Source organism: Alphaproteobacteria bacterium (assembly GCA_030740435.1).
Taxonomy (GTDB): domain Bacteria; phylum Pseudomonadota; class Alphaproteobacteria; order UBA2966; family UBA2966.
On sequence record JASLXG010000198.1, the window covers coordinates 15,787 to 28,923 of the forward strand.

8 protein-coding genes are annotated in these 13,137 nt (G+C 65.7%); 2 read left to right on the forward strand and 6 right to left on the reverse strand.

Annotated elements, in window-relative coordinates:
* Window positions 1-9: 9 nt before the first annotated feature.
* From QGG75_18870 to QGG75_18885, 4 genes are all read right to left on the reverse strand, one after another.
* Window positions 10-993: an ABC transporter permease gene (locus QGG75_18870; GenBank protein MDP6069291.1), complete on the reverse strand. Its 984-nt coding sequence runs from the start codon at window positions 991-993 to the stop codon at window positions 10-12.
* Window positions 994-1,070: 77 nt separating this feature from the next.
* Window positions 1,071-2,663: an ABC transporter substrate-binding protein gene (locus QGG75_18875; protein MDP6069292.1), complete on the reverse strand. Its 1,593-nt coding sequence runs from the start codon at window positions 2,661-2,663 to the stop codon at window positions 1,071-1,073.
* Between the two features lie 28 nt (window positions 2,664-2,691).
* Entirely contained in the window at window positions 2,692-3,978 is a 1,287-nt protein-coding gene (locus QGG75_18880) for an ArgE/DapE family deacylase (protein MDP6069293.1), read from the reverse strand.
* 66 nt (window positions 3,979-4,044) lie between these two features.
* Window positions 4,045-5,394, reverse strand: coding sequence for an aminotransferase class III-fold pyridoxal phosphate-dependent enzyme (locus QGG75_18885; GenBank protein MDP6069294.1), 1,350 nt, complete (start codon window positions 5,392-5,394; stop codon window positions 4,045-4,047).
* 95 nt (window positions 5,395-5,489) lie between these two features.
* On the opposite strand from QGG75_18885, the gene QGG75_18890 reads away from it, so the two are divergent.
* Window positions 5,490-6,992, forward strand: coding sequence for a PLP-dependent aminotransferase family protein (locus QGG75_18890; protein MDP6069295.1), 1,503 nt, complete (start codon window positions 5,490-5,492; stop codon window positions 6,990-6,992).
* A 10-nt stretch (window positions 6,993-7,002) separates the two neighbouring features.
* On the opposite strand, the gene QGG75_18895 is transcribed toward QGG75_18890, so the two are convergent.
* Window positions 7,003-10,449 (reverse strand): homocysteine S-methyltransferase family protein, encoded by a 3,447-nt coding sequence (locus QGG75_18895; protein ID MDP6069296.1) that lies wholly within the window; start codon window positions 10,447-10,449, stop codon window positions 7,003-7,005.
* A gap of 116 nt (window positions 10,450-10,565) precedes the next feature.
* Here QGG75_18895 and QGG75_18900 point away from each other — a divergent pair, with 116 nt between their 5' ends.
* Complete coding sequence (locus tag QGG75_18900; protein ID MDP6069297.1) at window positions 10,566-11,777, forward strand: CoA transferase; 1,212 nt, start codon at window positions 10,566-10,568, stop codon at window positions 11,775-11,777.
* Here QGG75_18900 and QGG75_18905 read toward each other — a convergent pair.
* Window positions 11,774-13,135 (reverse strand): acetyl-CoA carboxylase biotin carboxylase subunit, encoded by a 1,362-nt coding sequence (locus tag QGG75_18905; GenBank protein MDP6069298.1) that lies wholly within the window; start codon window positions 13,133-13,135, stop codon window positions 11,774-11,776. The two genes, QGG75_18900 and QGG75_18905, sit on opposite strands and share 4 nt — an antisense overlap.
* Between the last annotated feature and the right edge of the window lie 2 nt (window positions 13,136-13,137).

Genomic DNA, 13,137 nt, shown 5'->3' on the forward strand with positions numbered 1-13,137 from the left:
CGCTCGTCCCTAGGCCGTTCTCGACATGCGGATGCGCGGGTCGATGATGCGGTAGGCCAGGTCGGTCAGCAGGTTGAAGACGATCACCACCATGGCCGAAAAGAACAGAATTCCCATGATCGTCGGCGTATCGCCGCGCAGGATCGATTCGAAAGCCAGCGTACCCAGTCCCGGCCAGGTGAAGACCGTCTCGATCACCACGGCACCGGAAAAGAGGTGCGAGAACTGCAGCCCGGCGATGGTCACCACCGGGATCACGGCGTTGCGCAGCGCGTGTTTGTAGACCACTTTGCGCCGGCCCAGCCCTTTGGCCCGGGCCGTGCGGATGAAGTCGGAACCCAGAATGTCCATCATGCTGGCCCGCGCCAGGCGGCTGTATTGCGCCAGGTAAATGGTCGAAAGCGATAAGACCGGCAGGAACAGGTGATGGGCCACGTCGAGGTACCAAAGCCAGGTGCCTTTCTCCGTCAGGGGATCGACCAGCCCGGAAAGCGGCATAATCTCCAGCATCGCCACGAAGAGTACGATGAGCAGAAAGGCGGTCCAGAATACCGGCGCCGAGAATCCCACCAGCGCCAGGATGGTGATGAAATGGCTAAACATACCGTTTGGCTTCTGCGCCGCGATGACGCCGAATAGTGTGCCGACGAGGATGGCCAGCACCAGCGCCGTCACGACCAGCAGCAGCGTCGGCCCGACGCGCTCCAGAATGAGGTCGGCGACCGGCAGGTTGAAATAGAAGGACTGGCCCAGATCGCCCTGCATGACCTTGCCGACATAGGTCAGGAGCTGGACGTAGAAAGGCTGGTTGAGGCCGTAGCTGCGCCGGATTTCGGCCATCACCTCGGCGCTGGCGCCGCCGCTTTCGCCGGCGATGGTCTCGGCAATATCGCCGGGTACCAGCGAGAGCAGGACAAAACTGAAAACGACCACCGCCAACAAAAGAGCGCAGGCATAAAAGAGGCGCTGCAGGATGATGGTGAAAAGGCGCATGTGGATCCCGGTCTCTGGATTACGACAGTGCAGTGGAGGGGAATTCTTTCACGAATTCCCCTCCACCGGTACCGCCGCTACTGCTTGATGTAGGTCTCGTCCCAGGGCGCCGAGGTTCCCCAGATCGAATTGATCGGCGGATTGCCGACCCGCTCGTTGTTGTAGACCGTGTGGTAGGGCGAGGCGTTGATGTAGGCGATGGGCGCCTCGTCGACGATCATTTTCTGCATTTCGGCGTACAGCGCCTTGCGCTTCCCGAGGTCCAGCTCCTTGCCCGCCTTTTCCATGATGGCGTCGATGGCGTCGTTCCTGAACTGCTGGGTGTTGTGCCAGGGCACGCCCTTGCGGATGTTCGACGACTGGTAGGTACGGTGCACGCCGATCACCGGGTCGCCCCAGTTAAAGACCGAATCCAGGGTCATGTCGAAGTTGTGGCTGGTTACGGTCTTGAGCCAGGCCCGGAAATCGGACGAGGCCTTGATGGTGACGGCGATGCCGGCCTTCTTGAGCTGCGCCTTGGTCAGCTCCGCCCAGCGCTTCCACAGCGCACCGCCGGGGATGAAATCGAGCGTGGTCTTGATGCGCACGCCGTAGGCATCCGGCTTGTAGCCGGCGGCATCCAACAGCGCCTTGGCCTTGTCGAGATCGTAGTTGTAGTGATTGACGTCGGCCGAATAAAAGACGCTGCCGGGATGGATGGGGCCGGTGGCGCGCTGGGCGAAGCCCTGATAGAGCACCTTGAGCAGGAACTTCTTGTCGAGCGCATAAGCAAAGGCCTGGCGCACGCGCTTGTCGTCGAAGGGCTTCCTGGCGGTATTGAAAGCCAGCCAGTTGAGCGGGCCGATGGCCGAATAGCCGTTCGGCGTTAGCGAGAGGTGCTTGCTTTTCTTATACCGCGTCAGTTCCTGGGCATCGGCAGCGAAAGCCGTGAAGTCGGCCTTGCCCTTTTCCAGGGCGATGATGCGGCTCGTCGATTCCGCCATCTTCTTGTAAACGATGCGGTCGACATAGGGCCTGCCCTTGAGGAAATATTTGTCGAAACGCTCCAGGATGATGTGCTCGCCGGGCTTGAATTCCTTCAGCTTGAAGGCGCCCGAACCGACGATGTTCTGGCTGTTCTGCGGATGCTTGCGGATGTTATCCGTCTTGCCGTAGACGTGCTTGGGAATGACCACGCCAAGCTGCGACGACATGGCCAGCAGGATCGCCGGATGGGGCTTGGAAAGCCGCAGGATGGCGGTGTGGGGGTCGGGGGTATCGACCTTGGTCACCGGTGCATACATGGGCTTGAAGGGGTGGTTCTTCTGGTAGGTGGCGATCGAGAAGGCGACGTCCTCCGAGGTGATGGGGTGGCCATCGTGGAAGACCGCGTTCTTGCGCAGATTGACGCGCACCGAAAGGCCGTCGTCGGCGATCTTCCAGCTTTCCGCAAGGTAAGGCTGCGGGTTCCATTGGGCGTCAAAGCGCAGCAGTGCCGCGAACAACTGGGTGCCGGGGATGCCGGTCGGCGTGCCCGAGGCGATGGCCGGATTGAAGTGGCCGCCGATGATGCGGTAGATGAAGGTCAGCGTGCCGCCTTGTTTGGGCTCGGCCGCGCTGGCCGGGCCGGCCAACACCAGAGCCATGGCCGCGCCGGCGATGGCGGCGGTCAGGATTCTTTTGGTTTTCATCTCGTTTCTCCCTGTGATTGCAAAAATTTCATAACTCATCCAAACCGCACCAATCGGCCACGAATAGCGCGATGGTCTCGGTGATGCGGCGTACGCTGTCAAGTTCGACGCACTCGTTGAAGCCGTGCACGTCGCGGGCAAGCGGCCCGTAGACCAGGCCGGGAATGTCGGCATAGAGGCCGAAAAAGCGGGCATCCGTGGTGCCGGTACCGGCTCGGCCCTCGAGTTCCTGGCCGTGCACCCGCTTGTGGCAGGCTTCCAGCAGCGCCACCGGTTCCTCGGCGTTCTCCAGGATATAGCCCTCGGCCAGGAACCCGTGATAGGCGATCTGGGGCGGGTTGTTGCCCATGAAGGGATCGCCGGCCGCGGCTTGGCGGATGCAATCCTCGAGCTCGCGGCTGCGCGCCTTGATGTCGTTGTCGGCGAAGATGGCGGCGCGCAGGTCGAAGACGCACTGGGCCGGTACCGAGGCCGGCCACTCGCCGCCCGTGATATTGCCGATATTGAAATTGATGGGGTGCGCGAGATGGGCGTGGTGGGGGTGGCGGTCTTTCTCGGCGTTCCACTTTTCCTCCAGCACCTCCAGCGCCGCGATCAGGCGAAACGCCGCCTTGATGGCGTTGTTGCCCTTTTCGGCGTAAGCCGCGTGGGCCGGCAGGCCGCGCACCGTGATCTGCATCCAGATGGTGCCGGTTTGGGCCTCGCCCAGGGTGCCGCCCGAGGGCTCGGGGATGATGGCGGCATCGGCCCGGTAGCCGCGTTGCAGACATGCCAGCGCGCCGTTGCCGGTGCATTCCTCCTCGATCACGGACTGGATGAAAAGATCGCTGGCCGGCTGGTATCCGACACTTTTCAGGGCCTTTAGGGCGTAAAGGCAGCAGACCAGCCCGGCCTTCATGTCGCCGGCGCCGCGGCCATAGAGCCAGCCCTCCTTCTCGCGGGCCTCGAAGGGCGGCGAATTCCACATGTCGTGCGGGCCCTCTGGTACCACGTCGATGTGGCCGTTGAGGATCAGGCTTTTGCCCCGGGGCGAGGCCGCCCGGTGGCTGCCGACGACGTTGAAGGCGTTGTCGTAGGAAATAGACACCGGTGAGAAGCCGGGCAGATGCTCCAGGTCCTCGATGCGCACCTGCCAGCGGTCGACGTCGAGGCCCTCATCGCGGAATGCCCGGGCCATGAAGTCCTGGGCCGTGTGTTCCTGGCCCCTGAGCGAGGGATAGCCCACCAGCTCGGCGGTAAAGCGCACCTGGTCGGCGAAATTGGCTTCTACGGCCTCGCCGATGCGTGCAGCGTTGTCAGCCACCGCGCCCTTCATGGACCGGGCCCCCCTTCCGGTGCGGGTTTCGCTACCAGTGCGAGTCTAGGGTAATTCATGCCCGATTCACAGACATAGCGGGATCTCTGCCCTCAGGGTGGCCACCATTTCGTCGAGATCGTCTTCAGCGGCGATCAGGGCCGGTGCCAGGATCGCCGTGTCGCCCGTCATGCGCAGCACCAGGCCGGCTTCCCAGCAGCGCTTGAGCAGCCTATGGCCGCGCTGGCCGGGCACTTGGCCGGGCGCCATCTCGACGGCTGCCAGCAGGCCATAGCCGCGGATGTCGCTGACCGCGTCCAGGTCCTGCAAGGCAAAGACGCGTTCGAGGAAACCGGCCGACAAGGCCTGGCCGCGGGCAAACAGGTCCTCGTCGCGGTAGAGATCGAGCGTCGCCAGCCCGGCCGCCGTGGCCGCCGGGTGGCCGGAATAGGTGTAGCCGTGGAAGAACTCCACGCTGCCCTCGGCGCCGGCCCCGATGATGGTTTCGTAGATCTCGTCCGCCAGCGCCACCGCTCCCATGGGTATGGTGCCGTTGGTCAGCGCCTTGGCCATGGTCATGAGGTCGGGGGTAACGCCGAAGGACTGGGCCCCGAAGGCCTCGCCGGTGCGCCCGAAGCCACAGATCACTTCGTCGAAAATGAGCAAGATGCCGTGGGCGTCGCAGATGGCGCGCAGCCGCTCGAGATAGCCCTCGGGCGGCACCAGCACACCGGTCGAACCGGCGATGGGCTCGACGATGCAGGCGGCGATGGTGTCGCCGCCGTGGGTCGCCACCAAGCGTTCCAGGTCGTCGGCCAGGTCGCCGCCAAGCCGGGGCCGGCCGACCGAGAAGCGCTGTTCCGGGAGCCAGGTGTGGCGCATGTGGTGGACGCCGGCAAGGCCGGCCCCGAAGCTCTCGCGGTTCTTGACCATGCCGCCCACCGAAAGGCCGCCGAAGTTGACGCCGTGGTAGGCGCGCTCGCGGCCCACCAGGCGGAAGCGCTGGCCCTGGCCGCGGGCGCGCTGGTAGGCCAGTGCCAACTTGAGCGCCGTGTCGACGGATTCGGAGCCTGAGTTGGTGAAGAAGACGTGGTTCAAGGGATCAGGCGTGAGATCGGCGAGGCGCCTCGCCAGTTCGAACGAACCGGGGTGGCCGAACTGGAAGTGCGGCGTGTAGTCGAGCTCGGCAAGCTGGGCCGTCACGGCCTCGATGATGGGCCGGCGGCAGTGCCCGGCGGCATGGGTAAAGAGGCCGGAGCAGCCGTCCAGCAGCTTGTCGCCCCGAGGGTTCCAGTAATGCATGCCCTCGGCCCGCACCAACAGGCGGGGATCGGCCTTGAAGTCGCGGTTGGCCGTGAACGGCATGAAGAGGTGTTCGAGGCTGGCGTTGGTGGCCCCGCTGTTCTCGCCCGCAGATACCGCTGTCAGCTCGTTCATGACGATGCCCCGCCCTTGTTGCCTCGGCCGACAAACGCTAGCCTCGCAGGCTGGAGCACCGATAGCGCCAGATAGGGGATTCCGACGGGGCCAGCATGCGCCATTCGCTTTTCCACATCCGGCTGGTGCCGGGAAAAAGCATCCAGGCGCAGATCCGCGAGCGCCTGGTGGCCGACATTGTCGACGGCCGCTTGGTCGCCGGTACGGCGATGCCCTCTTCACGCCGCCTGGCCGAAGCCCTTGGGGTGTCGCGCAACACCGTGGTGCTGGTCTATGAACACCTGGTCGACGACGGTTTCCTCACTTCGCGCCAGCGCTCTGGCTACTTCGTGGCCGAAGGCATCCAGGATGACCGTGCCCCCGGCACCAGCCATGGCCCCAGCCAAGCCCCCAGCCAAGCCCCCAGCCAACCCCACGACGGCCCCGACTGGGAACGGCGCTTTCGGGTCCGCCCGACGCGCCAGTCAAACGTCGAAAAGCCTTCGGCTTGGCAGGACTACGAGTTTCCTTTCGTCTACGGCCAGGTCGACCTCGATCTCTTTCCCATCGGTGCCTGGCGCGAGTGCACCCGCCAGGCGCTGGGGCGCAAGGAGATGGCCTGGTGGATGTCGGACAATTTCGCCGAGGACGACGAAGCGCTGGTCGAGCAGATCCGCGAGCGCTTGTTGCCGCGCCGCGGCATCTTCGTCAAATCGGATGAGATCCTGGTCACCCTGGGGGCCCAGAACGCGCTTTACCTAATCGCCAGCCTGCTGGTCACGCCGGATGCCACGGTCGGCTTCGAGGAGCCGGGCTATGCCGATGCGCGCAATATTTTCGGCCTCTGCACCCAGCATGTGGTGCCGCTGGCGGTCGATGCCGGCGGCCTGCCGGTGGATGAACGCCTGTCCGCCTGCCAATACCTCTACACCACGCCGAGCCACCAGTTGCCCACCGCCGTGACGCTGCCCATGGCGCGGCGCGAGGCGCTGCTGCAAGCCGCCGGCCGGCACCGTTTTCTGATTATCGAGGACGATTACGAGAGCGAGACCAATTTCGCCGAACGCCCCATGCCGGCACTCAAGTCGCTGGACGAGGCTGACCGCGTGCTTTACGTGGGCAGCTTGTCCAAGGTGCTGTTCCCCGGCCTCAGGCTGGGATTCCTGGTGGGCCCGCCCGAGTTCATCGCCGAGGCCCGGTCGCTCAGGCGCCTGATGCTGCGCCACCCGCCGACCCACATGCAGCGCACGGCGGCGCTCTTTATAGCACTAGGGCATTACGATTCGCTGATCCGGCGCCTGCACAAGAACTATCGCCAGCGCTGGCAGGTCATGCACCAGGCGCTCGAGCGCCACCTGCCGGAGACTTTGATCCCGGCCACCTTCGGGGGCTCGTGCTTCTGGCTCACCGGCCCGGCGCGGCTGGATGCCGACGAGTTGGCTGGCCGGGCACTGGCGCAGGGCATCATCATCGAGCCCGGCCGCGTCTTCTTCGCCGCTCCCGAACCACCTGCCAACCATTTTCGCCTGGGTTTCTCGTCCATCCCCGAAGATCGCATCGAGCCCGGCATCGTCGGCCTGGCCGAACTCATGCGCGACCAGCTCCGCTCCGCCGCCTGAGAAATGCGGGTCAAAGGCTGAAATAGCGGGCCTGCGGATGGTGCACGACGAAGGCGGACGTGGACTGCTCCGGGTGCATCTGGCCTTCCTCGCCGATGACTATTCCCAGCCGCTCGCCACCTAGCAAGTCGAGAAGCCGGCGCTGATCGGCAAGGTCGGGGCAGGCGGGAAAGCCGAACGAGTAGCGCGCGCCCCGATAGCCCTGGCGGAGAAGTTCCTCCGTCTCCGCGGCGTCCGCATCGGCGATACCGAGCTCTGTTCGGATAAGTTGGTGCACGTACTCGGCCAGGGCCTCCGTCATCTCGGCGGCGAGGCCGTTGAGATATAGATAATTCTGATAGCGGTCGGCTTCGAACCATTGCTGCATCACCTGGCCCACCCGTTGGCCCATGGTCACCGCCTGAAGCGCGATGATGTCCCTCTGCCCGCTGTCGGCGGTGCGGAAGAAGTCGCTGATGCAAAGACCGTCCGCCCGTGCCTGCCTGGGGAAAGCGAAGCGCGTGGCCTCGGTTTCTGCGTCTTCCCCGAACAGCACCAGGTCATCGCCTTCGGCGGCGCAGCGCCAGAACCCATAGGCGGCCTTGGGCTGCAAAATGGCCTCATGCTCGCAGGTCTTGAGCAGATGCTGCAGGATCGGCCGGGCTTCCTTGAAAGCCCACTCCCGCCACTGCTCGGCCGAACGGTCGCTTGATTTGAAGCCCCAATGGAAGCGAAACAGCACCGCTTCGTCGAGCAACGGCACCAGGGTCCGCGGCGCTATCTCCTCGATCACACGGCTGCCCAGAAAGGGCGGCTCGGGCACCTTCACCTGGGCCTGCAATTCGGCCCGGCGCAGGCGGATTTCCTCGAGGTCCACGGGCCGCGCCTGCTTCGCCGGCGCCGGCCGGGACGGCCTCTCGGGCTGTGCCTCGCGGACCTCCGTCAGGTGATCATCGAATTCATCCTCGACCACCATGTCCATGAAGCGCAGGCCGTCGAATACGTCGCGGGCGTAGACCACGCGCCGGCACTCGTAGGCCTCGGCGCAGTCCTCGTCGACAAACCGCCGGTTCAACGCCGCCCCGCCGACCAGCACCGGCAGATCCATGGCCTGGCGGGTCATTTCCTTGAGATTCTCCCGCATCACCAGCGCCGAAGCGAGCAGCAACCCCGACATGCCGATGGCGTCGGCACCATGTTCGTCGGCGGCTTGGATGATGGCATCGATGGTTTGCTTGGAGCCCAGGTTGACGACCCGGTAGCCGTTGTTGCTGAGCAGGACATCGACCAGGTTCTTGCCGATATCGTGGACGTCGCCCTTTACCGTGGCCAGCACGATGCATCCCTTGCCGACATTGCTGGCCCTGTCCATGAAGGGTTCGAGACAGTTCACGGCGGCTTTCATGGTTTCCGCCGACTGCAATACGTAGGGCAGCGGCAACTTGCCTTCGCCGTAGAGGTTGCCGACCGACTTCATGCCGTCGAGCAGGACATTGTTGATGATGTCGAGCGGCGTCCGGTCCTCCAAGGCCTCGGCGAGATCGTCGTCGAGGCCCGGGCGGTCGCCCTCGATGATGCGTCGTTTCAGCCTTTCCGCCACCTCGGCAGGAGGCTCGGCGCTGTCGCCGCCGCCCACCGCGCGCCCGGCAAAGCGGGCGGCGAACGCGGCCACATCCGGGGCGGCGGCGAATATGAGCTCGCGGGCCGCCCGCGCGTCGTCCGCCTCCAGTTGCAACACGGGCAGGGTGCCTGCGCTGTCGACGATGGCCGCGCTCAGGCCGCGTTCCGCCGCCTCGTGCAAAAACACCGATTCCAGCACCTGCCGGGCCGCCGCTTCGAGGCCGGCCGAGACGGCGCCGATTTCCAGCACCACCTGGCAGTCGGGCAACTCGCCGCGAATGGCCGCCACCGCCGCCAGGGTCTCGGGGCAATCGCCATCGCCCACGGGCGCGGCCACCGGGTCGATGAGAAGATCGGCCGCCGCCAGGCCGTGAACGCCGCAGGCCAGGTCATGGAGCTCCCGGGCCAGGCCGAGCCTGTCCCCGGCGCTCGGCGCCGGGCCCTGTTGGTCGCTGGTGCGGGCGATGACGGCACTACCGAAGCGGCGGGCGAGCCGCAGGCGCTCGGCGGCCGTTTCCTGGCCCCCGGCGAGATCGATGGCCTTGATCACCGCCTTGCCGCCATAGAGTTTGAGGGCCGTTTCCAGGACCTCGGCATCCTCGGAAGCGACGACCAGCGGCGCCGCCACCGCCGTCCGCAGGTGGTCCACCAGGGCTGCCATGGCGCCGGCCTCGTCGGCGCCGGCGAAAGCGGTGCCGACCTCCAGGGCCTGGCTGCCGGCGCGCTCCTGGCGCCGCGCCAGGGCGACGCAGGAGTCCCAGTCGGCGGCCTCCTGGGAGGCGCGAAAAGCTTCCGAACGGGCGGCGTTGCACTGTCCGCCGATGGCCAGGACGCCGTCATCGCGCCCCAGCGGCAGCCGCGAATAGAGCGAGGCCAGGGCGGCCACGGGATAGATCCGGCGGCGCACGGCGGCCGGCCGATGGCTGCCACGGGGTGCGCGCCGGCGCAGCATGGCGTCCAGCGCCGCCAGGTGGCCGTCGCCGGTGCCGCAGCAGCCGCCGACGAAGGTGACCCCGTCGCGTTCGATGAAGCGCTCCATCCAGGTCGCCAGCTCCGCCGCTTCCAGCGGATAATGGGTGCGGCCCTCGACCAGTTGGGGCAAGCCGGCGTTGGGCTGGACGCCGATCAGTCCGGGCCAGTTTTGCCCCAGCCATTCGACGTGCGGCGCCATCTCCTGGGGCCCGGTGGCGCAATTGAGACCCATCATCGGCACGTCGAGGGCCGCCGCCGTCGTGGCCATGGCGGCGATGTCGCTACCCACCAGCATGGTTCCATTGGTCTCGACGGTGACCTGCAGCAGGATGGGGAGATCCTTGCCGGCCTCCGCCAGCGCCCGCTTGGCGCCGTTGACGGCGGCCTTGACCTGCAGGGGGTCCTGGCAGGTGATGATCAGGATGGCGTCGACGCCGCTGGCCATGTGGCCGGCGCACTGCAGGACGTAACCCTGCTCCATGGTGTCGTAGTCGATATGTCCCAGGCTGGGCAGTTTGCTGCCCGGACCGATATCGCCGAGCACGAAACGCGCCCGCCCGTCACCACGGAAGGCCTCGACCGCCTCGCGGGCCAGCTCGCCGGCCTCCTTGTTGAGGGAAAAGGTCTCCTCGGCCAAGCCGAACTCGCCCAGCGTCACCGGATTGGCGCCGAAGGTGTTGGTCTGGATCATGTCGGAACCGGCTTCCAGGAAGCCCATGTGGATGCCGCGGATGACGTCGGGGCGGTAGCGGGTGAGGATGTCGGTGCAGTTCTCAAAGCCCCCGAAATCCTTTTCCGCATCCAGATTGAGCGGCATGACGCTGGTCCCCATGCCGCCGTCACAGAGCAGAACCCTGTCCGCCAGGATATCGAGCAGATGCGGCATGGGCTGACCTCGCTTTTCACGGGGAAACGCCGGCCAACATACGCCGGGCCGCGGCAATTGAGGAACCGCAAAAGAAACTGATAGGTTCGTGCATCGCTTAGGGAAGGGGAAGGACCATGACGGACGCTGCCAGCCAGGGACCACTAAGCGGCCGTCGGGTTGTGGAACTGGGATCGACCGTGGCGGCGCCCTTTTGTGGGCGCCTGCTGGCCGATTTCGGAGCCGAGGTCATCAAGGTGGAACCCATCGACGGTGATCCGCTGCGCTCCATGGGCCGGCAACACCAGGGAAAATCCCTCTACGCCGCCAACATCTTTCGCAACAAGCGGCTGATATCGGTGGATCTGAGAACCCCTGACGGTCAGGAGATCGTGCGCAAATTGGCCGCCGCCTGCGACATCCTGATCGAGAATTTCCGCCCCGGCAGGCTGGAGGAGTGGGGCCTGGGCTATGACGAGCTCTCCGCCCTCAACCCCGGTATCATAATGGTCCGCATCTCGGGCTACGGCCAGACCGGTCCGTATCGTACGCGCCTGGGCTACGGCGTCACCGCCGAGGCGGTCAGCGGTCTCAGGGAAATCACCGGCGATCCGGACCGGCCGCCGCCGCGCATCGCGATTTCCCTGACCGACGACATCACCGGGCTTTACGGCGCGCTGGGTGCCATGATGGCGCTTTTGCATCGCCAGCAGACGGGCCAGGGACAGGTCATCGACGCGGCGCTTTACGAAGGCGCCTTCAGTTTCATGGAGCCCCACATCCCGGCTTATTCAATGCTGGGTGAGGTGGCGAAAAGGGCCGGCTCGGCGCTACCGAACCATTCGCCCAACAACCTCTACCCGACGTCGGCCGGCGGCTATATCCATATTGCCGCCGCCAATCAGGGGACTTTCCGGCGCCTGGCCAAGCTCATGGGATCCCCGGCCCTGGTCGAGGACCCGCGCTTCGCCACCGGCATCGAGCGCGGGCGCAACGCTGACGAGTTGGATGCCATCGTCGCCGCCTGGACGGCTGACAAGGATCTCATGGAGTTGGAGAAGCAACTGGTCGAGGCCGAAATCCCGGCCGCCCGCATCTACTCCGTTGCGGACATCTTCGAGGACCCCCATTTCCGCGCCCGCGACATGCTGCTCGAGATGCCGGACGCGGATTTCGGCCAGGTGACGCTGCCCGGCATCGTTCCCAAGCTCTCGCAAACACCGGGAGGGGTGCGCTGGACGGGACGGCGGATCGGCGAGGACACGCGTGCCGTGCTGGCTGAGATTGCCGGAATGTCGCAAGACGAGATCTCAAGCCTGGAAACGGCGGGGGTTATTTTCTGCGGCTAGCGGGAATCGAGCCACGTCGTGTGGATGCGGCTGGCGAGGAAGTCGGGGTGCTCCAGGATCCAGCGGTGGAAGGGGATGGTGGTGTGGACGCCGTCGACGCCGAAACCGGCCAGGGCGGTCGCCGCCCGGGCCACGGCGTCATCGCGGTCGTGGCCGTGGACGACGAGCTTGCCGAGCAGGGAATCGTAATAGGGTGGGATCGAATAGCCCTCGAAGACATGGGAATCGAGGCGAACGCCTGAGCCGGCCGGTGGCCGCCAGCGCTCCAAACGGCCCAACGAGGGCATGAAACCGTTGGCTGGATCCTCGGCGTTGAGGCGGAATTCGATGGCGTGCCCGGCGATTTTCGGCCGGTCCTGGGCGAACGAGAGCGCCTCGCCGCCGGCGACCCGCAATTGTTCGGCCACCAAATCGAGGCCGGTTACCATCTCGGTGACCGGATGTTCCACCTGAATGCGGGTGTTCATTTCGATGAAGAAAAATTCCCGGCTGTCTGTGTCGTAGATGAACTCGACGGTACCGGCGCCGACATAGCCGATCTCCCGGGTCAGCGCCTCGGCGGCCTCGCACATGCTGGTTCGGATGGCCTCGTCGAGCACCGGCGAGGGGGCCTCCTCGAGCAGTTTCTGATGGCGGCGCTGTAGGCTGCAGTCGCGCTCCCAGAGATGCCGGGCGTTGCCCTGGGAATCGCCGAAGACCTGGACCTCGATATGGCGGACGGTGGGAAAGTAACGTTCGAGATAGATGCCACCGTCGCCAAAGGCAGACGCCGCCTCGCCGCTGGCTTGCGCGAACAAGGCCTCGAAGGGGTCGCTTTCGCCGACGATCCGCATACCCCGCCCGCCGCCGCCCGAGCGCGCCTTTAAAAGCAAGGGGAAACCGATATCCGCCGCCGCCTTGGCCGCCTCGCGGCCGTCGCTGAAGGCCTCGCCTGAGCCGGGAGGCACCTTCAATCCGTAGCGCTCCGCCGTTTGGCGCGCCGCCACCTTGTCGCCCATCAGGGCGATGGTATCGGCCGAGGGACCGATGAAGGTCAGACCTGCATCGGCGCAGCGGCTGGCGAACTCGGCATTCTCGGCCAGGAAGCCGTAGCCCGGATGCAGGCCGTCGCAGTCGCGAGAGCGGGCCACGTGCAATAGCGCAGCGCTGTTGAGATAACTCTCCGAGCTCGGTGGCGGGCCGATGCAAACGGCGCTGTCGGCCGCCCAGACATGCGCCGAGCCTGCATCCGCCGTTGAATGCACCGCCACCGTCTCGATATTGGCCTGGCGGCAGGCGCGCACGATGCGCAGCGCGATCTCGCCCCGGTTGGCCACCAGGATCCGTTGCAGTCCTGGCTTTTTGCGCCCTGCCGCCACCT

Bases quoted from the DNA above. Each gene is read 5' to 3' on its own strand.
- QGG75_18870 (MDP6069291.1), bottom strand. From the start codon at position 993: ATGCGCCTTTTCACCATCATCCTGCAGCGCCTCTTTTATGCCTGCGCT.
- QGG75_18895 (MDP6069296.1), bottom strand. From the start codon at position 10,449: ATGCCGCATCTGCTCGATATCCTGGCGGACAGGGTTCTGCTCTGTGAC.
- QGG75_18900 (MDP6069297.1), top strand. From the start codon at position 10,566: ATGACGGACGCTGCCAGCCAGGGACCACTAAGCGGCCGTCGGGTTGTG.
- QGG75_18890 (MDP6069295.1), top strand. From the start codon at position 5,490: ATGCGCCATTCGCTTTTCCACATCCGGCTGGTGCCGGGAAAAAGCATC.
- QGG75_18885 (MDP6069294.1), bottom strand. From the start codon at position 5,394: ATGAACGAGCTGACAGCGGTATCTGCGGGCGAGAACAGCGGGGCCACC.
- QGG75_18880 (MDP6069293.1), bottom strand. From the start codon at position 3,978: ATGAAGGGCGCGGTGGCTGACAACGCTGCACGCATCGGCGAGGCCGTA.
- QGG75_18875 (MDP6069292.1), bottom strand. From the start codon at position 2,663: ATGAAAACCAAAAGAATCCTGACCGCCGCCATCGCCGGCGCGGCCATG.